This is a genomic window from Devosia sp. 2618, assembly GCF_040546815.1.
Lineage (GTDB): Bacteria > Pseudomonadota > Alphaproteobacteria > Rhizobiales > Devosiaceae > Devosia.
The window spans coordinates 2,086,539-2,112,648 of the sequence record NZ_JBEPOO010000001.1 but is presented as its reverse complement, the minus strand read 5'-3'; the positions used below and the strand labels follow the sequence as shown (position 1 = coordinate 2,112,648).

Sequence of the window (26,110 nt, the reverse complement as noted above, 5' to 3'; positions counted from 1 at the left end):
CCGCACCGAAAGTCGCTTAGTCTTTATAGATGCCGGTTTCGCTCGCCACGTGCCGATAGGCGGCACCGGCGGTGAAGCCGCCATCGATGACGAAGTCTTCGCCTGTGATGAAGCTGGACGTGTCGGAGACGAGGAACAGCACCAGTTCGGCGATTTCTTCCGGCTTGCCGCTGCGCTTCATCGGCGTGATGCCGATCATGGGCGCCAGGTGTGGGCTACTGGCATTGAGGCCGGTGACCACGAGACCGGGGCAGATCGCGTTGACGCGGATACCCTTGCCGACATATTCCATCGCCGCGCTGCGGGTCAGGCCGCGCAGGCCCCACTTGCTGGCGGTGTAGGCTGGGTCGTAATGGCCCGAAAAGCCGCTATTGGACGAGATGTTGACGATGGCGCCGCCACCCTTTTCCGCCATCAGCGGGCTCACAGCCTGGATGCCGAGGAAGGCGCCGGTCAGGTTGACCTTGAGTACGCGTTCCCAGGCGTCGAGCGCGGTGCTCTCAACCGTGGTGCGATTGATGATACCGGCATTGTTGACGAGGATATCGACACGGCCCTGCCAGTCCCGCGCCAGCGCCACCGTGTCGGCCCAGCTCTGTTCGCTGGTTACATCGAGATGGATGAATTTCGCCGCAAGACCTTCATCGGTCAGCGCCTGCGCCAGCGCAACGCCTTCGGCATCGAGCACGTCGGCGATGATGACGGCAGCGCCATTCCGCGCGAGCAGTCGGGCTTCCGCCTCGCCCTGACCGCGTGCGCCGCCAGTAACAATCGCAAGTTTACCTTCGAGCTTCGTCATATTCTATGCTCCTGCCGCAATGGTGAGCTGACGCTGGCTGCCCAGACCGTCGATACCCAGCGTGATAACCTGACCTTCGCGCAGGAAGATCGGCTCTGGCTTGATGCCCATGCCTACGCCCGGTGGGGTGCCGGTGGCGATTACGTCGCCGGGCTCAAGGGTCATGAACTGGCTGATGTAGCTGACCAGATGCGCCACGGTGAAAATCATGGTGTTGGTGTTGCCGGTCTGGCGACGAACGCCATCGACATCGAGCCACAGGCCGAGATTTTGCGGATCGGCGACCTCGTCGCGCGTCACCAGCCATGGGCCGATTGGCCCAAAGGTGTCGTGGCTCTTGCCCTTGGTCCACTGACCGCCGCGCTCGGACTGGAAGGCGCGTTCGGACACGTCGTTGATCAGGCAATAGCCTGCAACATGGGCGAGGGCATCAGCTTCGCTGACATATTTGGCGCGGCTGCCGATGACGACGCCGAGTTCGACTTCCCAATCGGCCTTTTTGGAGCCGCGTGGAATTTCCACGTCGTCATTGGGGCCATTGATGGCGGTGGTCGCCTTCATGAAGAGGATGGGCTCTTCAGGTGGCGCCTTGCCGGTTTCCTTGGCGTGGTCGGCATAATTGAGACCGACGCAGATGAACTTGCCGACACGACCCACGCAGGCGCCGATACGGCCCTCGGGGAGGGTGGGGAGCGTCGCGGGATCGAGCGCGGCAACCCGCGCCAGACCCTCGGGCGACAGCACGGCGCCGGCAATATCATCGACAGTGCCGCTCAGATCGCGGATTACGCCGCCAGCATCGAGCAGAGCCGGCTTTTCAGAGCCCTTGGGGCCGTATCGCAGCAGTTTCATAGTCTATGCACGCGCAAAGCCGACCAGGGTCGAGTCGTCGACGTCTGGCAGGTTGACGACGATATTGTCGGGTGTGCGGGTGGTGAGCCAGACCAGGTCTTCGGTGGTCGACATGTTCACTTCCACATGTGGCCAGTGTGGTGGCACGAAGACGAAGTCGCCTTCTTCCATATCGAGATATTCGCTGTAGTTTTCGCCGAAATAGATGCGTGCCTTGCCCTTGAGGACATAGCCGCCGGTTTCAGCTTCGCCGTGGTGGTGGGGCAGGGAACGGTAGCCCGGATCGTTGCTCACCTTGCCGAACCAGATCTTGGTGGCAGGGGTGTGGCTCGAACCAACACCGGTGACGCGAATGCACCCGCCGGACTGTGCCGTCCCGGTATGTTCATGCCCCTTGCGCGTCACAACAGCTTTGACCTGATCGGCCATGATGCATCCTCCAATTTGCTCGGCGAGCTCGCTCCCGCCACCCCTCTGGTATCGGTTGTTTTAGTTTAGGTGTCAAGTAATCTGAGGTGGTCGGCGTCCTTGCGACAGGGCCCCGGCTAGCATAACACAGTGGGCAAATAGGGGGCCAAAGCCGTGAGCGAACAATCCCGGATCTGGATCGACGCCGAAACCAAGATTACCGACGCGCCAGACGACCATCATGATGAATTGCGGCTATGGCTGCGCCTGTTCAGCGTGACGCGACTGATCGAAAACGACGTCCGCAGCAAACTGCAGAACCAGTTCGACGTGACGTTTCCGCGCTTCGATATCTTGTCCCAGCTCTATCGCGTGCCGGACGGGCTCATTCTAGGGGAATTGTCGCAGCGGCTGATGGTTTCGCCGGGCAACATCACGTCGGTGATCAAGCGTCTGATCGAAGATGGGCTGATCGTGCGCAATCAGAACCCCGATGACCGCCGCGAAAACATCGTGCAGATGACGGCAGAGGGGCGCACCAAGTTTGCCCAGATGGCAGAGGCCAATGAGGCCTGGATTCGCGATCTGACCAAGGATCTCGCACCGGCGGACATCCGTTCACTTCAAGCTCTTTTGCAAAAGCTCAAGACGTCCGTCCGCCGGTCGCTGGATTAGTTATTCAGGAACGACGGCGAGCACCTGGATTTCGATCTTGGCGCGGTCTTCCATCAGCGCAACGACCTGAACGGCAGCCATTGGCGGGAAGTGACGGCCGATGGTGTCGCGATAGGCGGCGCCCACTTCCTTCATACGGGATTTGTAGGCGTGACGATCGGTGAAATACCACGTCATCTGGATGATATGCTCGGGCTTGGCATCGGCCGCCGTCAGCACGTCGACAACGTTCTTGAGCGTCTGGCGTACCTGATCTACGAAGTCGTCGGACTGGAACTCGCAGTTTTCGTCCCAGCCAACCTGACCGCCGACCTGCACGATGCGGCCACGTGCCGAAATACCGTTGGAATAGCCGATGGGCTTTGCCCAGCCTTCGGGCTGGATGGTCTGATGGGTCATGCTACTGGCTCCAGATAACGCGTAAGTCCGGCGCGGACATCATCCGGCCAGGGGTGTGATTTGTGGTCGACGGTTGAGGTCGCGACGATCCGCTGCTTGATGGTCCAGATGACCTCGTCACGCACGGTGACGACGGTTTCAAGGTCCAGCGATGCGCGACCGATATTGCGGACATGAACGGCGAAATCGAGCACGTCACCATAAGTGGACGGGCGCTTGAACTCGACATTCATGGTCACGGTGGGCAGGCCCATCTTGCGCTCATACATCAGCTCTTTCCAGGTGACGCCGAACGAGGCGAACATGGCCTCGTTGACGTCGACCAGCATGGAGAAATAGGCCGGATGGTAGGCGATGCCGGTCAGGTCGCAGTCGCCGAAACGCAGGGGCTTGGAATGGGTATAGGGCATGAAAACTCCGCTGTTCAGCCGGTCATAACTTCGCCACCGGCGACCGCGATGGCCTGGCCGGTGATTGCGGATGCGCTGGGCAAAGCCAGCCAGAGCACGGTGTCGGCCACTTCATCGGGGTCAACGAGACGCCCCTGAGGATTGGCCTTGGCCAACTCGGCCCGCGTTTCGCTGTCGCTGCGCCCTGTCTTGCCAACAATGGCTTCAACGGCCCGCGCGATCAGCGGCGTATCGGTAAAGCCCGGGCACACCGCGTTGACGGTAATACCGGTGCGGGCCAGTTCAAGGGCCAGCGAGCGGGTGAGACCCACCACACCATGCTTTGCCGCCGCATAGGCGCTGACATAGCGATAGCCGATCAGCCCCGCCGTCGAGGCGATATTGATGATGCGGCCGCCCGCGCCATAGGCCTTGATGTCCCCCAGAACGGCCTGGGTGACGAGGAAAACGCTGGTAAGATCGGTGGCGATGACCTTGTTCCAGAAGTCTGGGGTCATCTTGTCGAACGGGGCGCTGGGCGCCTCGCCGGCATTGTTGATCAGGATATCGACCGGGCCAAAGCCCTGACGGGTTGCTGCCACACCTGCCGCGATCTTGTCGAAGTCGGTGACGTCAAAACCATCGACGATCTTGACCTGCGCGGCAGGCAGGGTGGCCGCGAAAGTCTCGAGGCGCTCGCGCTGGCGACCGGCAAGGGTCACCGACGCGCCTTCGCCGATCAGCTTGCGAACAACAGCCTGTCCGATCCCGCCCGAAGCGCCGGTCACCAAAGCGTGGCGACCGGTCAGCTTGTTGTCTTGGCTCATTTACCTGCCCGCGCCAGATTGTTTTCGTACTGCGCCTTGGCGGAATAGTACTGCTTTGGCCAGGCAACCGACTTGATGCCGATCTTTGCGGTCTCGTGCAACAGCCAGCTTGGATCGGCCAGATGTGGACGGGCCACGGCGCAGAGATCTGCACGACCGGCGGCAATGATCGAATTGGCGTGGTCGGCCTCGGAAATGGCACCGACAGCGATCGTGGGGATGCCCACTTCGTTGCGGATCTTGTCCGAGAACGGCGTCTGGAACAGGCGGCCATAAACCGGCTTTTCGTCCTTCCAGACCTGACCCGACGAGCAATCGATCACGTCGGCACCGGCATCCTTGAACATCTGGGCAAAAATCGCCGCGTCGTCAGGCGTGTTGCCGCCTTCGAACCAGTCATTGCACGACAGACGAACCGAGATCGGCTTGTCCTGTGGCCAGGCCGCACGCACGGCCTCGAACACTTCGAGCGGGAAGCGGGCACGGTTTTCGTGGCTGCCACCATATTCGTCATTCCGCTGATTGGTCAGCGGGCTGAGGAAGCTCGACAGCAGATAGCCGTGGGCACAGTGTAGTTCGAGCCAATCGACACCGACGGCTGCCGCACGACGGGCCGCCGCAACGTGATCGTCCCGCACCCGGTCCATATCGGCGCGGTCCATCGCCTTTGGCACCTGGCCATGTGGCAGATAGGGCAGGGCCGAAGCCGAGAGCAGCGGCCACGCGCCGGTTTCGAGTGGCTGGTCGATGCCGTCCCAGGCGAGCTTGGTCGAACCCTTGCGACCGGCATGGCCGAGCTGGATGCCCAGCTTAGCGCCGCTATTGGTGTGCACGAAATCGGCAAGACGCTTCCAACCAACAGCCTGCTGTTCGTTCCACAGGCCAAGGCAGCCGGGGGTGATGCGACCATCGGGCGATACGCAGGTCATTTCAGCAAAGACCAGCGCCGCGCCACCCATGGCGCGTGACCCGAGGTGAACCATGTGGAAGTCGTCGATCAGGCCATCGGCCGCCGAATACATCGCCATTGGCGACACCACGATGCGGTTCTGCAGCGTCACGCCGCGCACGGTGAACGGGGTCAGCATCGGGGGCAGGCTGCGCTTGTCGGGCTCGACATTGAGGCCGGCATCGGCGGCAAACCAGCGCTCGTAGCCTTCAAGCCACTTGGCATCGCGCAGGCGCAGGTTTTCGTGGCTGATACGCTGCGAGCGGGTCAGCATGGAATACATGAACTGCTCTGGCTCAAGCTGGTCGGCGTAACGACGACCGACGACTTCGAACCACTCCATGGCGTTGCGCGCCGCATTCTGAATGCGGGCGACGTCGACGCGGCGGATCTCTTCATAGTCGTGCAACACGGCCGGAATGGCCGCCTTGTCGTGACCGTGAATGTTGAACTGGCGGGTCAGCTCGATCGCGTCTTCGATGGCAAGCTTGGTGCCCGAACCGATGGCGAAGTGAGCGGTGTGGGCAGCGTCGCCCATCAGCACGACGTGGGAATTGCCGTTGAAATGGCTCCACTTGCCGCAGATCAGGCGGTTGAAGTTCAGCCATGCCGAACCGCGCATATGGCGCGCATTGGTCATCAGCGGCTGGCCTTCGAGCACTTCGCTGAACAGATCCTGGCAGAAGTCGATCGAGCCCTGCTGCTCCATCTTGTCGAGGCCGTGGGCCAGATAGGCCTCTTCGGTGGTTTCGACGATGCAGGTCGAGGTGGTGTCGTCGAACTTGTAGATGTGAGCCTGGAACCAGCCGTGATCCGTCTTGCGGAAATCGAAGGTGAAGGCGTCAAACAGCTTGTTGGTGCCCAGCCAGATATAGCGGTTGGGGCGCACGGCCAGATCGGGCAGGAACACGTCCTGATAGGCGTTGCGGATCTTGGAGTTGAAACCGTCCGACGCAATGATCAGGTCGGCATCGGGGAAGTCCAGGTCGCCGGTCGCATCGGTTTCGAACACCAGTTCGACGCCAAGCGCCTCGCAGCGGCGCTGCAGGATGTTGAGCAGCTTCTTGCGGCCAATGCCGACAAAGCCGTGGCCCGACGTGCGCTGGCGCGTGCCCTTGAACAGGATCTCGATGTCATCCCAGTGATTGAACGCGTCCTGGATTTCCGCGGCGCTTTCCGGGTCCCACTCGACCATGGCGGCCATGGTGGCATCCGAGAACACGACACCCCAGCCGAACGTGTCGTAAGGCTTGTTGCGTTCCACAACCACCAGGCTGTGCTCTGGGTGGTTCTTCTTCATCAAGAGAGCGAAATAGAGCCCTGCGGGGCCGCCGCCAATGCAGACGATACGCATGAACCGTGATCCTTTGAAGTTGCGGCATTAGTTTAGATATAAACTAAATCCCCGACCAAAATAGTCAAGACCTAAAGTGTTTGCTCAGGCGGTCGGGTCGCGTCAGGGACGGTTAGCGGCGGACGTGGCGCTCGCAAAGCTGGCGCAGCAGCACCAACGTATCGGTGATGTCGGCCACCATTGCCGCCTTGGCGGCAGCGCCATCGCCACGTTCCATAGCCTTGATGATTTCGTGGTGATGCATGGTGAAGGGCTCATGCAGGCCGGTGCTGAGCAGGGGAGCGATGTGGGTGGACAACATGCGCATATACGGCCCGTAGCGCAGCCACAGGCTGTCGATGATCTGCAACAGCACTTCCGAGCCAGACTGGCGATAGACGGCGAAATGGAAGGCGCGGTTGCGGTCGAGCATGTCGTAGACGTGCTTCTCGTCGCTGAGCGCCTCGTGTTCGGCGACGATGGTGCGCAGTTCGATCAATACAGCGGGCGTGGTGCGCGACGCGGCTAGCTCGGTGGCCAGTCCTTCGATGACGACGCGGGCGCGGCAGAGATCGTCTAGGCGATCCACCGACACGGCGGGTACGCGCGCGGAGCCGCCGGAGGACACCTCAAGCGCATTTTCCGCCGCCAGACGCCGCAGGGCCTCGCGGACGGGCATGTGACTGGTGCCGAATGTAGTCGCGAGGGCGGAAATGGTGAGGGTCTGGCCGGGATCGAATCGCCCGACCATCAGCGCATCGCGCAATTGCTGGTAGACCCCATCGGCGATGGTCATCCGCGAGGATACCGGGGCTAATTCACCAGCCATGGACATGCGCGCAACTCCTTCAAAGACAGCCCCACCGGAATGGGGCCGCCTGATTTTGAGTTGCCTTGTATTCTGCCATTGCAGAAGACCCAATGCTTTTTAGAGCGAGTTGAAGAATCCGGCCATGCGATCCATGGCCTCTTCGATGCGCTCATAGCTTTGCGATCCGAAGCAGACGCGAACGTGCTTGTCACCCAGTGCGCCATAAAAACCACCGGATTCAACGACCACATTGGCCTTCTCGAGCAGAGCGTCGGCTGCTTGCTGCGAGGTCATGCCGGTCGCACTGATGTCTGGAAATGCATAGATGGTGCCTTCAGGCATGGCGCAGGTGACGCCGGGCATCTGGTTGAGGCGCTGCACGACAAGGTTGCGCTTCTTCTGGTCGTCATCGACCATATCCTGCAGCACCGAAGCCGGGCCGGTGACGGCGGCCAGTGCGCCGTCCTGAATGAACGTGTTGACGTGGGTCACTTCGTTCATGGTGATTTTCATCAGGCCGGGCATCAGCGATGCGTCAGCTGAGAGATAACCCAGGCGCCAGCCGTCCATGGCGTAAGCCTTGGTGAAGGCGAACATGGTGATGGTGCGCTCTTTCATGCCGGGCAGGGAGGCAATGCTGATGTGCTCGGCGCCTTCGAACAGGATCTGCTCGTAGACTTCGTCCGACACAATGATCAGGTCGTGCTTGATGGCGAGATCCGCCAAGGCCTGCAATTCCTCGCGGGAGTAGACGCGGCCGGTTGGGTTGCATGGATTGACCAGCACGATCATGCGCGTGCGCTTGGTGATCTTGGCTTCGATCAGATCTGCATTGATGCGGAAACCAGCTGCAGCGTCGAGCGGCGCCAGCACAACCTTTGCACCGGTCATCTCGATCTTGTTGACGTGCTGTGGGTAGAACGGCTCAAGCAGGATGGCCTCGTCGCCCTCATCCAGCAGCGCCATGAAGGCGGCATAGGATGCCTGGGTCAGGCCATTGGTGACGAGGATCTCGCCAGCAGTGACGTCGATATTGTTGTACTCGGCCAGCTTCTTCTGCAGCGCATTGCGCAGCGTCAATTCGCCCTGCAGGTCGCTGTAATGCACCTTGCCATCGAGCAGCGCCTTGATGGTCGCCTGCTTGATGTGATCCGGCGTGTCATGGCACGGACGCCCCAATTCAAGGTGGATCAGGTCGGCACCGGTGGCCGCCTTGGCAGCAGCCTTCTGGAACATGCCGTAGCTCTTTTCCGAAGTCTGGGTGATGCGTCTGGCGAAGCGTGACATGCTTTTTCTCTTTTCGTTTGGGTGGCCTGCCGATCGCTTTTTGATCGTTGAAAGGGCAGGGCGCAAAAAACCAACTTCATACGCTCTAAGTCAATGTGAGCATTTGATCAAATGGCAAGTTGAGGTATTGAACCGGATATGGAGTGCAGGCACCGAACTTGTGCAGGAAGGGATCACACATGAGCATGAGCACCGACCGGGTCTGGCTGGACGAACAGTTCTCGCTGGACCGCATCACCGACATTGAGCAGGTGTTTGCCCGCCGCGCCGAGGCCGCGCGACAGGGCCGCGAAGGCTTTGATTATGTGAGCGGTATTCCGTATGGGCCGCATGCCGGCCACCGACTCAATATCTTCCCGGCGCAAAACACCGACAGTCCCGGCCCTGTGCAGATCTTTATCCATGGTGGCTTCTGGCGCTCGCTTGATGCTGATCTGTTCAGCTTTCTGGCGCCCGGCTTTGTGCCATTTGGCGGCACGCTGGTGGTGATCGACTATCCTCTGATGCCGACCGCGCGCATGGCTGACGTCGTCGGCGCAGCCAAGCTGGCGGTGCAGTGGGTCGAGTCCAACATCGCGCGCTACGGCGGCGATCCGGATCGAATCTTTATCTCCGGCAATTCCGCCGGCGGCCATCTGGTAGCCGAATTGCTCGATGGCGCTGGCACGACCATCAAGGGCGGCGCGGCGCTGAGCGGTATCTTTGATCTTGAGCCGGTTAGCCGTTCTTTCCAGAACGACAGCCTGTCGCTGACGACCGACGAGGTCGCGCGCTTCAGCCCGGCCAATCGTACGCTCGCCATCACCGCGCCGCTGATCGTTACGGTTGGCGGCGATGAGACCGAGGTTTTCCAGCAGCAGACGACCGACTTCGCGCGCCAGTGCGGCGTCGAGCCAATGATCGTTGCGGGCCAGGATCATATTACGATTGTCCTTGATGGGCTGGCAGATCCGGCGGCGGACCTCAATAAAGCTGTCCGCCGCCAAATGGGCTTGCTGGCTGATTAGCCGTCGATTTCCGCAATCGCAGCAGAGACGCGCGCATTGTCCCAGCTATCGAGGGTGGTGAGCGCGTCGTCCTTTACGCCCCAGATCAGGTAGGGGCCGGTGACGTCGCCATTGGCGTCGAAGGTTATCGGGCCGGTTGCGCCGACATAGCGAACGGACTTGCCTTCGGCGATCAGTTCCTTGGCGCGCTTGAAGCCTTCGACGCCTGGATTGATCACTTCGCCGTCGCCACCGGTGACGAGACGGATATTGTCACGCACCACGGTGCCATTGGCTTCGCCGCCGTTTTCCATGGCGAGCAGGGCCACGGTGGCCGCGTCATACATGGTGTGCAGGCCAGGGCCGTTTGGCGCGCTGCCGAACTTTGCCGTCCATGCGGTGTTGAAAGCGTCAACCGATGGGCCTTCAACTTGCGCATTGTCGATGCCGACAGCGTTGGTCAGGTACTGGGCGCCAACAGCGTCAACGAATTCGTCGGCGCGCAGGGCGTTGCTCAGCAGCATGTTCTGCGTGCCGCCAAAGGAGATCCACTCGCGAGCGGCAGTTGCGCCATCGGCAGGGAAGGCGATCAGGAACAGCGCGTCGGGTTCGCCCTGCAGCGCTGAGTTAACTTCAGCGCGGTAGGAGGCCTGCTCCTGATTGTAGGCGGTCATGCTGGCGACAGTGCCACCGAGGGCTTCGGTCGCAGCCTTGAACTGGCGCGACAGGCTCACGCCATAGTCCGAGTTCACATAGATGACGGCGATTTTCTTGTAGCCCTTTTCGCGGGCGATGTTGGCCATGACCACGGCCTGCGGACGGTCGGTCGGCAGGGTGCGGAACCAGTAGCCATCGGTGCCGCCGCTTGCGGCCAACTCGGTGAACGATGGTGCGCTCGAGCAGCACGAAATCTGGGTGACCTTGGCCGGTACGGTGACCGAAGTCAGCACAGGCAGCGATACACCCGACTGGATGGCGCCGAGCACCACAGGCACCTGCTCGATTTCAACGAGCGTCTTGGCCGCGTCTACCCCAACGTTTGGCGAGCCCTGATCGTCACGCAGCACGTAGCGGATCTGGCAGCCATTGACGCCACCCGCTTCGTTAAACTGATCGACTGCCAACTGCCCGGCGTCCCCAATCGCCGAACCGATAGCGGCCATCGAGCCGGTAATGGACAAAACCGCGCCGATCGAGACCTGACAGTCCTGGGCGCTGGCAGTCGTGGCCGTCCCAACCTGAAGGCCGGCGACCATAGCGCCCCCTAGCACAATGAGCTTGAAATTCATGGTTTTCGTTCCCTTTGACGCATGTGTGTTGTCACGGCGCTGCGTCAGACGGCCGTTTTCCTGTCGGCGGGCATCCCCTCAGCCAGAACGACCGAGGGAGTTGCCCACGCGAAAAGGTGGAATGGACTGTGAAAGGCACTGGCCAATCGCATCAGCGCGAACCGGCATGTTTGGAGACCGTCTCGCGCTCGCCGATCAGGCCGCGTGGCCGGAACAGCAGGGTCAGCACGATCAGCAGACCAATCAGGATCACCTGAATGGCGCCGCCCTGCGACTGGAACTGCACGGGCAGCACGCGGCTGATTAGCAGGCCACTCATGGTCCACAGACCCCAGACGCCGATGGCTCCAGCGATGGCACCACGGTTATTGCCCGAGCCGCCAACGATCAGCATGGCCCAGATCTGGAAGGTCAGGATCGGCAGGAAGTCGAGCGGGCTGACATAACCGATAAAGCCCACATAGAGACCACCAGCCAGACCGATCAGAGTGCAACCCAGCACAAAGGACTGCAGGCGGATCAGTACTGGGTTCTTGCCGAGCGAGCGGGCAGCGGTTTCGTCTTCACGAACGGCCTTGAGCACGCGGCCCCATGGTGAGGTGACGGCCCGTTCCAGCGCCAGATAGACAACCAGTGCCAGGATAGCGATGACGCCCAGATAGAACAGGTTGTACTGCGCTGGCGAGTTGAACACGTCGAGCATCGGGCGCGGCAGGCTGATAAGGCCCATGGCGCCACCGGTCAGCGCTTCAAAGTTGAGGGCGACCAACTGGATGCTGATGGCGATGCCGAACGTGGCGATCGCCAGATATTCCTCGCGTAACCGCAGCGTTGCCAAGCCGACGATCAATGCCGCCAGTGCGGCGAGCGCCGCACCTCCCAGCACCCCGATCGGGAAGGGCAGGCCGAACCCGCCAATCGCGCCAGCCCGTTCCGGGCCGATCAGAACGGCGGTGCCATAAGCGCCAACGGCGAAGAAACCCACCACACCGGCATTGAACAGGCCGGTGAAGCCCCATTGCAGATTCAGGCCCATCACGACGATCGAATAGGTCAGCGCGATGATGAGGAAGAAAACCAGATAAGCAGCAAAACCGGTCATTTGGCACCCGCATTGTGGGCGCTGCCGAAGATGCCTGTCGGGCGCACATAGAGGACGATGAGAAGGATGATGAAGGGAACGGCCAGCTTGTAGCTGGGCGGAATGATGAAGACCGACAACGACTCTGCCAGCCCCACGATCAAACCGCCGACCACGGCGCCGAACACATTGCCCACGCCACCGATGATCACGGCCGCAAACAGCGGCAGCAGCAGGTGGAAGCCGATTTCGGGACGCAGCTGGACGGTCAGGCCGTAAAGCACGCCTGCGACCGATGCCAGCGACGCACCGATGACCCAGGTCCAGCGGATCACGACACGGGTGTCGATGCCGTTGACGCGCGCCAGTGTTGGGTTCTCTGCAAGGGCCCGCATGGCAAGGCCAAGCCGGGTGCGCTGCAGGAAGAAGTGCAGGCTGATCACCGCCACAATGGTGACGCCGAGCACGAACAATTGGTCGGGCAGGATGCGCAGGCCCGGTGCAACCGGAACCGCGATCTGCAGCGTATTGGAATAATACTGAGCGCTACCGCCGAAAATCAGCAGCACAACCATGCGCACCAGCAGCGAAACGCCGAACGAGCTGAACACGATGGTCATGTCATTGGGCCGACCATGCAGCGGGCGGAACACCAGATAGTCGATCATCAACGCCAGCAGCGAGGTCAGGCCAGCGGCGATGACCATTGCGATGATGAGGGGAATGCCGAAGGACAATGAACCGAGCGGGGCCATGAATGGTCCCATCAGCGCCATCGCGCCTAGCGCCATGTAGGCGCCCCAGGTAATCATTTCGGCATGGGCGAAGTTCGCGAAGCGAAGAATGCCCATGGTCAGGGTGAGCCCGATTGCGCCCAGCGCAATGATCGAGCCAGTCAGGATGCCGTCTGCGAGCGCCTGTAACATCAGCGTTTGCGCCCCCCAGCGCCGAGATAGATTGCAATGACTTCGGGATCTACGGCCAAGGCGGCGGATGCGCCTTCGACACGGTTGCGGCCTTCGGCCAGCACATAGGTTCGGTGCGAGACGGCCATGGCCGCCTTGGCATTCTGCTCGACCATCAGCACCGACACGCCGCTCTCGACCAGCTCACGCAACCGCGCGAACACTTCCGAGACCATCAGCGGCGACAGACCTGCGCTTGGCTCGTCGAGCATGATGAGGTGTGGATCGGTAAGCAGCGCACGCGCTACGGCGAGCATCTGGCGCTGGCCACCCGACAGCACCTTGGCCTTCTTGTCGCGATAGTCCTTGAGCGCGGGGAACTTGTCATAGGCCTTGGCGACCTGTTCGAGTGCCTTGGCCTTGGGCAGCGACGATGCGCCCAGCAGCAGGTTCTCGTTGATCGTCAGCGTCGTAAAAACGTTGTCGGTCTGTGGCACATAGGCAATCGACGCTGCCGCCATGCCGTGTGTCGGCAGGCTGGTAATATCCTTGCCCGCCAGCGTCACGCTGCCCGACGAAATCGGCAGCACACCGGCAATTGCCTTGATCATGGTCGACTTGCCGGCGCCGTTTGGCCCTATGATGGTGACCATCTCGGCCTTGTCGACATGCATGCTCACCCCATGGATGATCGGCAGGTCAGGACGATATCCGGCAACCACATTGCTGGCCTGAAACAGATGGCCGCTCATGCGTGAGCTCCTCCCAGATAGGCGTCGACGACGCGCGTGTCGGAAATGATGGTTTCGGCATCGCCCTCGGCGATGACCTGGCCTGTGGCCATGACCACGATGCTGTCGCAAAGCGACATCACCAGATCCATGTTGTGCTCGATGATCAGGAAGGTGATGCCCTGCTTATTCAGCGCAACGATCCGGTCGACGATGGTGTCGAGCAGGGCAGGGTTCACGCCGGCGCCGGGCTCATCGAGCAGGATGATCTTGGGATCGGCCATCAGCGCGCGGGCCAGTTCCACCAACTTCTGCTGACCGCCGGAAATAGCGCCAGCCAGTTGCCGTTCCACCGGAGTCAAACCGCAGAACTCGATGATGGCGCGAGCCTTTTCGAGGTTTGCCTTTTCCTGCCGGGCAACGAGGCCGGGGCGGATCCAGGTGTTCCAGAACTTTTCGCCAGCCTGCTTTTCGGGCACCAGCATGACGTTTTCCAGAACGCTCATTTTCCCAAAGGGGCGAGGGATCTGGAACGTGCGGGCCAGGCCTGCGGAGAACACGCGGTGGGGCTTGAGCCCGTCGATGCGTGTGCCATCCAGCGTGATCGAACCGCTATTGATCGGGCCTTCACCCGCAATCGCGTTGAACAGCGTGGTCTTGCCCGCGCCATTGGGGCCGATCAGCCCGGTAATCTTGCCTGCCTCGGCGACAAAGCTGACGCCGTCGACAGCCCGGTTCGCTCCAAAACTTTTCACTGCATCCTTGATGTGCAGCGCGCCCCTTGCCTGGGCTTTCGCAGCGCCTGTTGCTGGCGTGTTATTCTGCATATTTTTCCAGCGCCCCTCTCAACCTGATTGAAAACGGAGCATATTCGTGATCATGTGATCAAATCAAGATGCTTTAGGAGTAAAATAATGTCGGACGCGCGCTGGACCATTTCTTCGGGATCGAAGTTCGAGAAGATGGCGGGCTACTCCCGCGCCGTGGTCGACGGTGAATGGGTCTTCGTGTCGGGAACGGCCGGGTACAACTTCGAGGATGGCTCGATTTCCGACGACGCCGCCGAGCAGACCCGCCAGTCGCTCAAGACCATCGCACACGCCCTTGAGCAGGCCGGCGCCAGCCTCGCCGACATCGTCCGCGTCCGCGTCTACATCGCCGACCGCAAGGACGTCATGACGGTCTCCACCGTCCTCGGCGAAACCTTCTCCGACCCACGCCCCACCAACACCACCATCATCTGCGGCTTCGCCATGGAAGAGATGAAGATGGAACTCGAAGTGACGGCGCTTAAGCGCAAATAGGGCAGGTGACGGTGGCCGAAGCGGAAAGCCTCCGCTTCGGCAAAAATCCACGCCGCATAAAAATCGGCGGCCACCTGACCGAAGTCAGACCGTGGCCGCCGATAAACGCTCTTGAACCGGCTTAGGCGCTCTGGATTCGATTGCCGGTTTCCGTGTCGAACACGTGGATATAGTTAGCCGCAATGTGGCCCTCGAAGCGCTCCGAATGCTCGGTGAAATCGGCGCTATTGACCACCGTGGTGATCTGGCGATCACCGCAGTTGAACACGACATAGGTCTGGGCGCCGGTCGGCTCCACCAGCTGGATCGGGCCGGAAAGCAGGTTGCTGTCATCGGACGATCCGCTCGTGATGTTCTCAGGGCGTAGTCCCAGAGTTACCTTCTGCCCGTCCGCCAACTGCAGCCCATTGGGCAGCTCCAGCTCGATGCCGCCGGAGACCGTTGCTCTCGCCTGACCGCCGCGAACGCTCGCCACGCCTTCAATGAAGTTCATCGATGGTGAGCCGATAAATCCTGCCACGAACAGATTGGCCGGCGACATATAGAGCTCCATCGGGGAGCCTTGCTGTGCGATCTTGCCACCATTCAGAACGACAACACGGTCGGCGAGCGTCATGGCCTCGATCTGGTCATGTGTCACATAGATCGATGTGCGTTTGACCTTTTGGTGCAGCAGCTTGATCTCGGCGCGCATCTGCACGCGCAGCTTGGCATCAAGGTTTGAAAGCGGCTCATCGAACAGGAACACTGCCGGATCACGCACGATTGCGCGGCCCATGGCAACGCGTTGGCGCTGCCCGCCGGAGAGTTCGGCCGGCCGCCTGTCGAGCAGGGCGGACAAATCGAGCATACGGGCAGCTTCGTCGATCCGGGGCTTCTGCTCGGCTTTGCTCATGCCGGATAGCTTCAGGTTGAACGCCATATTCTCGGCCACCGTCATGTGCGGGTAAAGCGCATAGGATTGAAACACCATCGCGATGTTCCGATCGCGCGGGCTGAGATCGTTGACCACGCGTCCGCCGATGGACACATCACCCGCCGTCATTTCCTCCAGCCCGGCGATGATGCGGAGCAAGGTCGATTTTCCGCAACCCGAAGGCCCGACCAGCGCAACGAACTCGCCTTCCGCGATATCAAGATCGATGCCGTGAATGACCGGCACGGCCCCAAAAGACTTCCGAACGTTGTGTAATTGTACCCTGCCCATGACGGCTCCCTATCTTGATTATTGTTGGTTCAGCGCGCTGCAGCGCGGGACTGTGCTGTATGAGCAGCGGCGATTTGATCGACGATGCTCTCGGCACCGCGAATAGCGAGAGCGACTGAAATCATCGTCGGGTTACCGGCGGTTTCCGTGGGGATGAGGCCATTGCCTGCGATGTAAAGATTGTCGGTGTCCCAGACGCGACAATGGGTGTCGCATACCGATCCACCGTCATTGGCAGCACCCATCCGCATCGTGCCTTGGTAGTGCAGAGAGCTGCCATTGGGCGGCATGCGCGGCGCGTGGCCAGGCAGGGGGCGTCCGACAGCTTGGGCGATTTGCTGCCACGTCATTTTTGCCAGTTCGATCCGCTCGAGGTCACGTGCGGTGAAATCGTACTGGATGGTCATCTTTGGACGACCGAGCCAGTCCTTGGCGCTTTCGCTAAAGTGAATGGCGTTGTTGAAGATGATGTCCGAGGCGAGGAAGAACGAGATCGACAGCACGGGTTTGTCACCCGCCTCCGCCCGATCTTCTGGGCTGAGCGACTCCGGATCGGCCTGCGTGATCTGGACGTGGAAAGGGAATTGCTCGCCATTGTAGGGCAGCCACGTCACGCCGCTGGTCATCAGCGATGTGACCGACCGATCAGCCAGAATGCCGCCTGCGCGGTCGGGCGTGCTGGCGCCAGCGCCGACGTGGCCAAGTCTGTCGAAAATCGCCAGAGCCGACACTTGTGGATGCTCGTTGAGGTAATGACCCAAAGAGGCTGGACGGATACCCGAGGCAAACAGCAACTGGGGCGTGTGAAGGGAATCTGCGGCCGCGACGACATAGTCGCCGGTGACGCGATAGGGCTTCCTATCCTCGCCGACCAATTCCACGCCCGTCGCGCGGCCGTTTTCCATCAGGATCTGCAGGCATGTCGTTTCGGGTCGAAGTTCAAAATTCTCTGGCGCAGCAGTCCCGAGCGTGCCGAGGATCACATCGGTGCCGGTGCGCTGGATCCGGGCTCCCTCGCGAACCAGAGCCATTGGCATTGGCTGCGCCTTGCGATCGTCTGACCGCCCCGCTGAAAACAGCCCGTTCAAAATGCTCTCAAGGGGTTTTGCGATGGGCGAGTCAGGAAACTGGGTATTCGACACGCGCAACAGGCGTCGGGACTTGTCGAGCAATCGGTCCAGTTCGGCAGGCGCGATAATCCCGATGCGTTCGTCGGCCGATGGGGCAGGGCAGGCGCCAAACCACTGGGCTCCCATGCCGCCCACATTGCTCGCGGCATGTCCTGCCGGGAAGGTCTTGCCCTGGAACTCGCTATCGACGACGAACAGGCCCGGGCGTCGAAGCATCGTGACATCCGGCTCACCTCGGAGACGTGCCGCGCGTTCGTCCTCACTCATGGGTGGATAGGCCTTGCCGCGGTTCGGCCCCTGCGATCCAAGCTGTGCCGACGTGCGCTCCAGATCGTCCGTAATGTTGGAGAAGTGATAGCCCGGCGGGTTGGTCACGATGGGACCGGACTCCACCATCAGCACGCGCGTCGTCGGAGCGCTGTCCAGAATTGTGCGCGCATAGGCGCTGCCCGTCGGACCACTGCCAATGATGATGACATCGAAATGTTGCATGATGCGCGTCCTGGTCGCTTCGCTAGTGTGTTGAGGTTTGTGTGGTGAGTTGAACGCCCAGATTCTTGAGCCATGTAAGGCCCGCATCTGTTGTGGTTCGTGGTCTGTATTCACATCCGACCCAGCCGCCGTAACCCAGGGCGTCGAGCTCATTGAGGATGTGGGAATAGTTGAGCTCCCCTTCGTCCGGTTCGGCACGGGAGGGGACAGCGGCAATCTGGACGTGCCCGATGGCCGGCATGAGGTTTCGCAGTCGGGTTGTGACATCGCCTTGCAGAATGCCGATGTGGTAGCAATCGAACATCAGCTTCACGACGTCGCCCCCGGCGGTATCGGCGCATTCGCGCGTTTCCTCGATGCTGTCGTAGAAATAGTCAGGCATGTCGCGCTTGTTCATCGTCTCAAGCAGGATGGTTATGCCTTGGGCTCGCGCTAGCGGTGCTGCGTAGCCCAGTGACTGAGCGAATTGCGCCTTGCCTGCGCTATGCTGATCCGGAGGCACAAAACCGGCCAGGAAGTGGACAGCAGTGCCGCCTGCTTTGGTGACAAAGTCGAGCGCCTGGTCGAACTGCGCGCGCGCCTCTTCCCCACGACCCGGAACAGCGGCGCAGCCCCGATCGATTGCACCAATTTGCGTGTTGATCCCAAGCAACTTCACCCCGGCATCGCGGCACCGCTGGCCGATGACCTCAGGCTCGTAGTCGTAGGGAGAGTGCAACTCGACAGCAGAAAACCCAGCACGCGCCGCAGCGTCGATACGCTGCGGCAAGGGCAGTTCTGGCCACAAGAAACCAAGATTTGCAGAGAATTTTGCCATCGGCTGAGCGTTCCAGTTCGACGTTACACGGCGTGCATGCGAACGATTTCAACGAGATTTCGTAGCAGCGAATTGTTGTCTCCCCGACGCCAGAAGCACGAAACGACAACATCGTCCGTCGGCTCGACGGAAACATAGGCAACGCCTGGATAGGGCATGTTGCGCCACGCGGAGTGCACGAGATTGACGCCGATACCACCAGCGACAATGCCAAGGCGGGCGAGCATGCGGCCGGTTTCAAGCACCACTTTTGGCGTGAAGCCGGACCGCTCGCACAGGGCCATGATGCGGTCGTAAATCGGGGGGTCGCCTTCACGAGGGAACATGACCCACGGCTCGTTGGCCAGTTCCGCCAGATCGATCGTTCCGACATTGGCCAGTCGGTGGTGGCCAGGCAGTACGGCGATCAACGGGTCGCGAACGATGTCAATTCGCTCAAGGTTGGCAATGTAGCGGGCTGCGGGCGGGTGACAGAATACGACATCAACCAGGTCATTGGTGAGCAGTTCTATCCTGCCCAAACTGTCGTCGACACCGGCCTGAAACGCGAAATGGACGTCGGGATATTTCCGATAGAATGCCCGCAACACGGGGTTCAGGTTGCCGATCATTGCAGCGTCGTTGGCGCTAATTCTGAGTGTGCCTCTTCGGCCCCTCGCACGGGAGAAAGCGCGCTGCTTTGCATTCTCTGCCGCCGCGAGCACCGACACCGCTTCGGACAAAAATGCCTGACCGACGTCAGTCAACTTCACGACGCGGCTTGAGCGTTCCAAAAGTTGCAAATCAAGGCTTTCTTCCAGCTGCGAAATGCGCCGGCTCACCTGTGACTGGGTCAGATGCAGGTGTTCGGCAGCCAAGCCGAAATGCAACTGTTCAGCCACCTCTACAAAAGCCCGCAATTGCTTGAGTTCCATGCCGTTCCGTTCCTTCGCTCTCCGAATGGGGAAGGCATTTGTCATGCATTTGTAGCAGGTCCGCTATGCGATTTTTATCACGATCATTGCAAAAATTGCATAAAAGAAGGCCATACTAATGCATTTCGTGAGGCGGCAGATCAGCTGTTGCCGGAGGACACGAAGTCTCGGAGGAGCTATGTCTGACCTGAAATTAACAAGGCGTCAGAGTCTTGTGCTAGGCGCTGGTGCGCTTTTTGCACTGGGGACCCGCGGCGCATTTTCGCAGGATGCAACCACTCTGACGTTCTGGTCAGTGCGGTTGAATACGCCGGAATTGCAGGCCGCGCTGTTGCCAATTCTTGCGCAGTTCGAGGCTGAACATCCTGGCATCAAGGTTGTGAACGAGCCGGTTTCTGGCAACTTGGTCTACCCCAAGTTCCTCACCGCGGTGCAGGGGCAGTTGATGCCCGACGTGGCCGAGGCATACTCCTATCATCCGCTGCAGTTCGCGGCTCTGGGCCAGATGGCCGAGATGGATGACCTGATCAAGTCTTGGGAGACCAGCGGTCGCCTTAAAGACGTCGTCAACGAATTCGCCTACAAGAAATTCTTCTGGAACGACCACTATTGGGGCGTGCCCTACAATCTCGATCCACGCGCGATTTACTACCGCAAGGATCTGCTTGAAGCCAAGGGCATCAAGCCGCCAACCAACTGGGACGAATTCCAGGCAGCGGCCATTGCGCTCAATGATCCGGCAAACGGCGTCTATGGTCTGTCGTTCCCGGCCGGCAACTTCCACATTACCCAGCACTTCTTTATGGGCTTCATGTTCCAGGCCGGTGGTTCCATTCTCGACAAGGATGGCAACCTGGTGTTCGGCACCACGGCACGCGACGCCAATATCCGCGCTCTGACATATCTCACCGACTTCGCCACGAAGCACAAAGTGACGCCCGAGGGCATCGGCTCCTGGGATACCCCAGATGCGCACACGTTCTTCCAGCAGGGGCGGGCAGCATTCGGCATGGGCACTGGCGTCCTGATCGGCGAAATCCAGCGCGGCAACCCGGATCTGATCGACAAAATCGGTATTCTGGAAACCTTGCAGGGCCCTGCAGCCAAGCTGACCGCTGGCTTCTTCAACCCGATGTTCGTGTGGAACTATAGCCCGGCCAAGGAAGCGGCGATGACCTTTGTTGACTGGTTCACCCAGCCAGGTCGTCTCGAGCCACTCTATGCCGCCAACCCAGGTGGGCTGTGGCCGATCTTCAAGTCGGAGTTCGACTCGGAACTGACGCGGTCACAGCCGCTGATGCAGGAAATGCTGGCCAAGGTTATCCCCTACACCACCGACTTCGCCTACCCAGGAACAGGTGTTCCCGAAATGGGCGTGATCGACGGCGAGAAGATGTTCGCCGCCCCCGTCAACGAAGTGGTCATCGGCCAGAAGACACCTGCCCAGGCTATCGACGACGCGCAGGCCAAAATGGCCGCCCTCTGGGAAGAATAGGCTGCCACGGCATCCCGACTGGCGCCCTTGGGCGCCAGTCAACTTACTCCAATTTAAACCGGAGGCGGCCCTGTGCTTCAGAAGCAGCGCGCCCGTTTTGGCTATCTTTTGGTTCTGCCTGCCTTGCTGCTGGTGACGCTACTCAACGTAGTGCCCCTCATTCAGGCGCTGATCCTGAGTGTCCAAAGCCAGAACCTGATCAGACCAAACCCAACAGCATTCGTCGGTGCTCGCCACTACCTCAGGGCGCTGACCAGCGATCCAGAATTCTGGAGCTCAACGATCCACACCTTCCAGTGGACCATTGGCTCGGTCGTCATCGCCTACATAATTTCGCTCGGCCTGGCGCTGCTTCTGAACATGGAAATTCGGGGACGTGCGTTCCTGCGTGCGATGTTCCTGATTCCATGGGTGGTCCCCAACGTGGTGACGGCGCTGCTGTGGAAGTGGTTCTACAACGGTCAGTTTGGCGTGGCGAACTTCGTGCTCATGAAGTTGGGCATCATCAGCGAACCCATTCAGTGGCTCTCGACGCCTGAGGCCGCAATGCCATCGGTTATCGCGGTGCAGGTCTGGAAACTCTATCCACTGATGACGGTGGTGCTTCTGGCCGCCCTGCAAAACGTGCCCAAAGAGGTGCTCGAAGCGTCCCGCGTCGACGGCGCGAACCCCATCCAGCGCTTCTTCTATGTGACGTTCAACTTCATCCGCCCCCAAAGCATGATCATCGTTCTGATCAGCGCCATCTGGACCTTCCAGAGCTTTGACATCGTCTATCTGCTGACCGGCGGTGGACCGGGCGGCGCCACGCAGACCTTGGCTATCATGGTCTACACCAAGGCATTCTGGGCCACGCAGCTCGGCTACGCCTCTGCCATCGGCGTCCTGATGATGGTGCTGCTGGTCTCTCTGGGTCTGGCTCAACAGGCGCTCGAAGTGTTTTTCTTAAAGAGGGCTGGTAAAAATGGCTGACGTTGTCATGACGAACATGGGTGACGTCACCCCAACCCGCTCTGGCTGGTTCAATCGCAAAGTCGTCGGCCTGCTGCTGGCCTATGTGGCGCTGCTATTCGCCATGGTGGTGATCCTCTTTCCCTTGCTGTGGATGTTCCTGTCCTCGTTCAAGGGACAGAGTGAGCTGTTTGCCCGCGACATGACGCTCTTGCCCAATGTCTGGACCTGGGAAAACTACGTCAACGTCTGGTTCAATACGCCGTTTCCGCTCTACTTCTGGAACAGCTTCTATATCGCCGGATTGACGACGCTTTTTACGGTCTTTGTCGCGATCTACGCCGCCTACGCCATCGCCCGGCTTGAGTTCAAAGGCCGCAAGGCTTTCGGCCTGATGCTGCTGATTACCCAGATGTTCCCGCACATCATGCTGGTGCTGCCGCTGTTTGCGATCATCAAGGCGCTGGGCCTATTCAACACGCACATTGCCCTCATCATCGCCTACACCGCGTTCTCCTTGCCCTTCTCGATCTGGATGCTGCGCAGCTTTTTTGCGGCCATTCCGACTGAGCTCGAAGACGCGGCTGCCGTCGATGGGGCGTCCCTGATGTCGACGCTGCACAAGGTGATCTTGCCCCTCGTCGGGCCGGGCATCGCAGCCGTGGCAATGTACACCTTCATCCAGGCTTGGAACGAGTTCCTGTTCGCCCTGGTGTTCTTGCAGTCCCAATCGCTTCGCACGCTGCCGCTCGGTCTGGCCAGTTTCCAGGAAGAGTTCACGCTGCGGTGGGACTTGATGATGGCCGGCGGTTCGATCGTGTCGCTGCCCGTCCTGATCTTCTTCCTCTTCATGCAGCGCTTCATCGTGCAGGGGCTGCTCGGAGGCGCCGTCAAAGGCTGACCTTCGCCACCTGATCCGCAGGCGACCACCTGTCGAATGCGGCTGACTGTCAATCTATGGAGAAACTAAAATGAAATTTGGCGCTTCGTCCTGGCCGTTCCAGTGGGATCCACCGTACGAGGACTGCATCAGGCGCGTAGCGGGCCTTGGCTTTAAGTCGATCGAGCTGATCGGCTGGAACAAGACCTATCTTACGGAATACTACACGCCGACCAAGATCAAGGAACTCAAGGCCTGCCTGCAGAGCGAAGGCATTGCCATCTCGCAGTTCGTCTCGACGCCACACGATCTCTCCAGCGCCGACGCCGGCAAGCGCGCCGCGGCCGTTGAGCATTGGAAGCGTACCGTTGAAGTTGGCGCTGAACTTGGTTCGGAGCTGATCAACATGGTCTCCTGCCACCCCTTCGCCATGAAGGACGCGGTGGAAATTCCACGCATCACCACAAAGCCACTGGTGCAGACGTTCGCCACCCGGGGCGTGCCGCGTAATGTCGACTGGGACAAGAACTACAACGACTATGTCGAGTCCCTGAAGAAGTGTGCGCAGCATTGCGCCGACGCTGGCGTAACCCTGACAATTGAACCACATCCTGCTCGCTATCTGGCGAACACCGACGGCGCGCTGCGTCTGCTTGAGCATGTCGGTTCGTCGGCGATGGGCATCAACTTCGACCCAAGTCACACGTTCCCGGTCGGCGATTTCCCTGACATTGCGGTCTATCGTCTCGGCAAGCACATCAAGCACCTGCACGTCTCCGACAACGATGGCGTGACCAACGTTCACTGGCGCCCAGGTGAAGGCAAGATCGATTGGCTGGCTATGTTCCAGGCGCTCAAGGACGTCGGCTATGACGGCACCATTTCGATGGAGCTCGAAGACGTACCTGGCGTTTCGCGCGGTCCAAACAGCGACTCGCCAGGCGTTTATCGCAACATCACCGCCACCGACGAGTTTGTCGCTGAGACGGTTGCTGGCGCCAATTACCTCAAGGACATCTGCAAGCAGGTCGGCATCACCGTCGAGTGACGTCTGACGCGCCTGGCCTCGCTATCCTCCCATAGCGGGGCCAGTTTTTTTGTTTGTCGGAGAGCAGGAATGAAACGAGCATCGCTGATCGGACCGCGCCAGTCACGCGTCGACAATGTGCCTCTGCCCGCTCTTGGCGAAAACGACGTTCTGGTCCGCGTTCAGATGTCTGGCATCTGTGCATCAGAGCTTCACACCTGGGAGCATGGCGCCAACAGGCCGCTTGTTCTCGGACACGAAGTCGCCGGGAACGTGGTGGCCGTCGGTTCGGCCGTTGCCGCATTCTCGGTCGGCGATCGCGTGACCGGTTTGTTTGAGGCCGGCTTTTCCGACTTTGCGGTCGCGCCTGCGGAACGGGTGCTCCGCATTCCCGACGCGGTCGAGATGGATCTCGCTTTTGGTGAGCCACTGGCCTGCGCGATGAGCGCCGCCCGCCGAACCACGGTCGAGCTAGGCGACCGGATCGCTGTTGTCGGCATGGGCTTTATGGGTCAGCTGATGACCAAGCTGCTCGCCCTTAGGGGCGCCGCCGAGATTGTCGGGATCGACATTCGCGAGGATGCCCGTGCCGCAGGACTGAGCGCCGGCTGTGGCCTGAGCCTTTCGCCAGCGGAAGTGACACAACGCGGATTGGACAAATTCGATCTGGTCGTCGAGGGGACCGGCACGCCCGAAGGATTGCGTTCGGCCGGGGAACTCACCCGCGAGCACGGCCGCCTGACCATCCTGGGCTACCACCAGGGCGGTGACCGCTCTGTCGATATGCAGATGTGGAACTACAAGGCCCTCGAAGTGGTCAACGGCCATGAGCGCCGGGTCGACTACCGAATGGACTGCATGCGCCGTGCCCTCGATTTGATGGCGCGCGGCAAACTCGACCTGCATGGCATGGCTAGCCACACCTTTTCGCTGAGCCAGGTAGACGACGCTTTTGCAGCTCTTGCCAGCAAGCCCCGCGGCTTCGTCAAGGCCGTCGTCTTGGGCGATTCAACCCTGCAATATTCACCCGAAATTCCAGTATTCTAACTGAGAGAGCCTGAATTATGTCGATCGAAAACCTTGTCTATGTGGGCACCTATAGCGAGCAGATCCGCTTTGGTACTGGCCAGCTTCTTGATGGCAAGGGGAAGGGCATCTACCGTTTTCGCTTCGATCCTGCGACCGCCAGCCTCACCCTTGCCGGAATTACCGAGGGCGTCCGGAACGCGTCCTATTTGTGCTTCGATGCCAAGCGCGAGTTTCTCTACTGCGTCAACGAAATGAAGGAATGGAAAGGCCAGTTCGGCGGCGGGCTGAGCGCCTATCGCATCGACCAGGAGACCGGCGAACTCACCTTCCTCAACGACAAGCCGTCCATGGGCACGGACCCTTGCCACATCATTCTCGACAAGACCGGCAAGTTTGTATTCGTCGCCAACTTCGCCAGCGGGAGCTTCATTGGCTACAATATCGAGGCCGATGGCTCGCTTGGCGACGAATGCGCTTTCGTTCAGCATGCGGGCACCAGCATTGATCCAGTCCGCCAGATAGGCCCACACGCACACGCTGTTGAGTTCGATGGCCAGGGGCGCTTTGTCTATGTGCCCGACCTCGGCATGGACAAGGTCATGGTCTATGAACTTGATACGTCAAACGGTTCGGTCAAACCCGCCCAACAGCCCTTCGTCAGCGTCAAGCCAGGCGCCGGTCCGCGCCAATTGGTCATGCATCCCAAGGGGCGGTTCGCCTATCTGATCAACGAACTCAACTCGACCATGACGGCCTATGCCTATGACAAGGCGACAGGCGGACTTATCGAACTCCAGACACTTTCGACATTGCCCGAAGGCTATACGGGCAAAACCTCCTGCGCTGAGGTCCAGATCACGCCGGACGGCAAGTTCCTCTATGGGTCGAACCGGGGCCACAACTCGCTGGCCATCTACGCCGTCGATGCCGAGACCGGCAGATTGACCGCGATCGGCCACGAAAGCACCCGGGGCGAAATCCCTCGGAATTTTGAGGTCAGCTCGAACGGGCAATTCCTCATCGCCGCCAATCAGGACAGCGACAATCTCGTGCCATTCCGCCTCGACCCGGCAACAGGCAAACTCACCCCGGGTGGTGAACCGGTTGAGGCTGGCACACCAATCTGCGTGCGCTTCGTTTAAG

Annotated in this window: 27 protein-coding genes; 9 read left to right on the top strand and 18 right to left on the bottom strand. The window is 60.3% G+C overall.

Going from position 1 to position 26,110, the window contains the following annotated elements:
- Window positions 1–16 precede the first annotated feature (16 nt).
- From ABIE28_RS10750 to ABIE28_RS10740, 3 genes are read right to left on the bottom strand one after another with little or no spacing between them, the layout of a single operon-like run.
- Window positions 17–799, bottom strand: a complete 783-nt coding sequence (locus ABIE28_RS10750) for an SDR family NAD(P)-dependent oxidoreductase (RefSeq protein WP_354062767.1) — start codon at window positions 797–799, stop codon at window positions 17–19.
- Between the two features lie 3 nt (window positions 800–802).
- The gene (locus ABIE28_RS10745; RefSeq protein ID WP_354062765.1) at window positions 803–1,651 is read right to left on the bottom strand and encodes a fumarylacetoacetate hydrolase family protein; all 849 of its coding nucleotides are present in this window, start codon (window positions 1,649–1,651) and stop codon (window positions 803–805) included.
- Window positions 1,652–1,654: 3 nt separating this feature from the next.
- Entirely contained in the window at window positions 1,655–2,080 is a 426-nt protein-coding gene (locus tag ABIE28_RS10740) for a cupin domain-containing protein (RefSeq protein WP_354062763.1), read from the bottom strand.
- Between the two features lie 153 nt (window positions 2,081–2,233).
- On the opposite strand from ABIE28_RS10740, the gene ABIE28_RS10735 reads away from it, so the two are divergent.
- Window positions 2,234–2,734: a MarR family winged helix-turn-helix transcriptional regulator gene (locus tag ABIE28_RS10735; RefSeq protein ID WP_354062761.1), complete on the top strand. Its 501-nt coding sequence runs from the start codon at window positions 2,234–2,236 to the stop codon at window positions 2,732–2,734.
- On the opposite strand, the gene ABIE28_RS10730 is transcribed toward ABIE28_RS10735, so the two are convergent.
- The 6 genes from ABIE28_RS10730 to ABIE28_RS10705 all read right to left on the bottom strand — a co-directional run bounded on the left by ABIE28_RS10730 (window position 2,735) and on the right by ABIE28_RS10705 (window position 8,729).
- On the bottom strand, window positions 2,735–3,133 hold the full coding sequence (locus tag ABIE28_RS10730) for a RidA family protein (RefSeq protein ID WP_354062759.1): 399 nt from the start codon (window positions 3,131–3,133) through the stop codon (window positions 2,735–2,737).
- Complete coding sequence (locus ABIE28_RS10725; RefSeq protein ID WP_354062758.1) at window positions 3,130–3,543, bottom strand: acyl-CoA thioesterase; 414 nt, start codon at window positions 3,541–3,543, stop codon at window positions 3,130–3,132. Before ABIE28_RS10725 ends, ABIE28_RS10730 begins: the two co-directional genes overlap by 4 nt.
- A gap of 14 nt (window positions 3,544–3,557) precedes the next feature.
- Entirely contained in the window at window positions 3,558–4,349 is a 792-nt protein-coding gene (locus ABIE28_RS10720) for an SDR family NAD(P)-dependent oxidoreductase (RefSeq protein ID WP_354062756.1), read from the bottom strand.
- On the bottom strand, window positions 4,346–6,652 hold the full coding sequence (locus ABIE28_RS10715; RefSeq protein ID WP_354062754.1) for a bifunctional salicylyl-CoA 5-hydroxylase/oxidoreductase: 2,307 nt from the start codon (window positions 6,650–6,652) through the stop codon (window positions 4,346–4,348). Before ABIE28_RS10715 ends, ABIE28_RS10720 begins: the two co-directional genes overlap by 4 nt.
- A gap of 112 nt (window positions 6,653–6,764) precedes the next feature.
- On the bottom strand, window positions 6,765–7,466 hold the full coding sequence (locus ABIE28_RS10710) for a GntR family transcriptional regulator (protein WP_354062752.1): 702 nt from the start codon (window positions 7,464–7,466) through the stop codon (window positions 6,765–6,767).
- 93 nt (window positions 7,467–7,559) lie between these two features.
- Complete coding sequence (locus ABIE28_RS10705; protein ID WP_354062750.1) at window positions 7,560–8,729, bottom strand: pyridoxal phosphate-dependent aminotransferase; 1,170 nt, start codon at window positions 8,727–8,729, stop codon at window positions 7,560–7,562.
- Between the two features lie 179 nt (window positions 8,730–8,908).
- On the opposite strand from ABIE28_RS10705, the gene ABIE28_RS10700 reads away from it, so the two are divergent.
- A complete protein-coding gene (locus tag ABIE28_RS10700; RefSeq protein ID WP_354062749.1) occupies window positions 8,909–9,736 on the top strand; it encodes an alpha/beta hydrolase in 828 nt (275 codons plus the stop codon).
- On the opposite strand, the gene ABIE28_RS10695 is transcribed toward ABIE28_RS10700, so the two are convergent.
- From ABIE28_RS10695 to ABIE28_RS10675, 5 genes are all read right to left on the bottom strand, one after another.
- Window positions 9,733–11,004 carry an ABC transporter substrate-binding protein gene (locus ABIE28_RS10695; protein ID WP_354062747.1) on the bottom strand — a complete coding sequence of 424 codons (1,272 nt, stop codon included), beginning with the start codon at window positions 11,002–11,004 and terminating at the stop codon, window positions 9,733–9,735. The two genes, ABIE28_RS10700 and ABIE28_RS10695, sit on opposite strands and share 4 nt — an antisense overlap.
- 151 nt (window positions 11,005–11,155) lie before the next feature.
- Complete coding sequence (locus tag ABIE28_RS10690; protein WP_354062745.1) at window positions 11,156–12,106, bottom strand: branched-chain amino acid ABC transporter permease; 951 nt, start codon at window positions 12,104–12,106, stop codon at window positions 11,156–11,158.
- A complete protein-coding gene (locus tag ABIE28_RS10685; protein ID WP_354062743.1) occupies window positions 12,103–13,011 on the bottom strand; it encodes a branched-chain amino acid ABC transporter permease in 909 nt (302 codons plus the stop codon). Before ABIE28_RS10685 ends, ABIE28_RS10690 begins: the two co-directional genes overlap by 4 nt.
- Entirely contained in the window at window positions 13,011–13,742 is a 732-nt protein-coding gene (locus tag ABIE28_RS10680) for an ABC transporter ATP-binding protein (RefSeq protein WP_354062741.1), read from the bottom strand. Before ABIE28_RS10680 ends, ABIE28_RS10685 begins: the two co-directional genes overlap by 1 nt.
- A complete protein-coding gene (locus ABIE28_RS10675; protein WP_354062739.1) occupies window positions 13,739–14,548 on the bottom strand; it encodes an ABC transporter ATP-binding protein in 810 nt (269 codons plus the stop codon). Before ABIE28_RS10675 ends, ABIE28_RS10680 begins: the two co-directional genes overlap by 4 nt.
- A gap of 87 nt (window positions 14,549–14,635) precedes the next feature.
- Here ABIE28_RS10675 and ABIE28_RS10670 point away from each other — a divergent pair, with 87 nt between their 5' ends.
- Window positions 14,636–15,025 carry a RidA family protein gene (locus ABIE28_RS10670; RefSeq protein WP_354062737.1) on the top strand — a complete coding sequence of 130 codons (390 nt, stop codon included), beginning with the start codon at window positions 14,636–14,638 and terminating at the stop codon, window positions 15,023–15,025.
- Between the two features lie 121 nt (window positions 15,026–15,146).
- Here the strand turns inward: ABIE28_RS10670 and ABIE28_RS10665 are convergent, their stop codons facing one another.
- The 4 genes from ABIE28_RS10665 to ABIE28_RS10650 are packed head-to-tail and all read right to left on the bottom strand — an operon-like array spanning window position 15,147 to window position 19,585.
- On the bottom strand, window positions 15,147–16,232 hold the full coding sequence (locus ABIE28_RS10665) for an ABC transporter ATP-binding protein (protein ID WP_354062735.1): 1,086 nt from the start codon (window positions 16,230–16,232) through the stop codon (window positions 15,147–15,149).
- Window positions 16,233–16,261: 29 nt separating this feature from the next.
- Window positions 16,262–17,854 (bottom strand): GMC oxidoreductase, encoded by a 1,593-nt coding sequence (locus ABIE28_RS10660; RefSeq protein ID WP_354062734.1) that lies wholly within the window; start codon window positions 17,852–17,854, stop codon window positions 16,262–16,264.
- Between the two features lie 22 nt (window positions 17,855–17,876).
- Window positions 17,877–18,671 carry a hydroxypyruvate isomerase family protein gene (locus ABIE28_RS10655; RefSeq protein WP_354062730.1) on the bottom strand — a complete coding sequence of 265 codons (795 nt, stop codon included), beginning with the start codon at window positions 18,669–18,671 and terminating at the stop codon, window positions 17,877–17,879.
- Between the two features lie 23 nt (window positions 18,672–18,694).
- Window positions 18,695–19,585: a LysR family transcriptional regulator gene (locus ABIE28_RS10650; protein ID WP_354062728.1), complete on the bottom strand. Its 891-nt coding sequence runs from the start codon at window positions 19,583–19,585 to the stop codon at window positions 18,695–18,697.
- 178 nt (window positions 19,586–19,763) lie between these two features.
- Here ABIE28_RS10650 and ABIE28_RS10645 point away from each other — a divergent pair, with 178 nt between their 5' ends.
- The 6 genes from ABIE28_RS10645 to ABIE28_RS10620 all read left to right on the top strand — a co-directional run bounded on the left by ABIE28_RS10645 (window position 19,764) and on the right by ABIE28_RS10620 (window position 26,109).
- Window positions 19,764–21,080 carry an ABC transporter substrate-binding protein gene (locus tag ABIE28_RS10645; RefSeq protein ID WP_354062726.1) on the top strand — a complete coding sequence of 439 codons (1,317 nt, stop codon included), beginning with the start codon at window positions 19,764–19,766 and terminating at the stop codon, window positions 21,078–21,080.
- A gap of 72 nt (window positions 21,081–21,152) precedes the next feature.
- Window positions 21,153–22,052 carry a carbohydrate ABC transporter permease gene (locus tag ABIE28_RS10640; RefSeq protein ID WP_354062724.1) on the top strand — a complete coding sequence of 300 codons (900 nt, stop codon included), beginning with the start codon at window positions 21,153–21,155 and terminating at the stop codon, window positions 22,050–22,052.
- On the top strand, window positions 22,045–22,932 hold the full coding sequence (locus ABIE28_RS10635; protein WP_354062723.1) for a carbohydrate ABC transporter permease: 888 nt from the start codon (window positions 22,045–22,047) through the stop codon (window positions 22,930–22,932). Before ABIE28_RS10640 ends, ABIE28_RS10635 begins: the two co-directional genes overlap by 8 nt.
- Before the next feature lie 70 nt (window positions 22,933–23,002).
- The gene (locus ABIE28_RS10630) at window positions 23,003–23,959 is read left to right on the top strand and encodes a sugar phosphate isomerase/epimerase family protein (RefSeq protein WP_354062721.1); all 957 of its coding nucleotides are present in this window, start codon (window positions 23,003–23,005) and stop codon (window positions 23,957–23,959) included.
- Window positions 23,960–24,028: 69 nt separating this feature from the next.
- Window positions 24,029–24,985: an alcohol dehydrogenase catalytic domain-containing protein gene (locus ABIE28_RS10625; protein WP_354062719.1), complete on the top strand. Its 957-nt coding sequence runs from the start codon at window positions 24,029–24,031 to the stop codon at window positions 24,983–24,985.
- A gap of 17 nt (window positions 24,986–25,002) precedes the next feature.
- Complete coding sequence (locus ABIE28_RS10620; RefSeq protein WP_354062717.1) at window positions 25,003–26,109, top strand: lactonase family protein; 1,107 nt, start codon at window positions 25,003–25,005, stop codon at window positions 26,107–26,109.
- Window position 26,110: the final 1 nt, after the last annotated feature.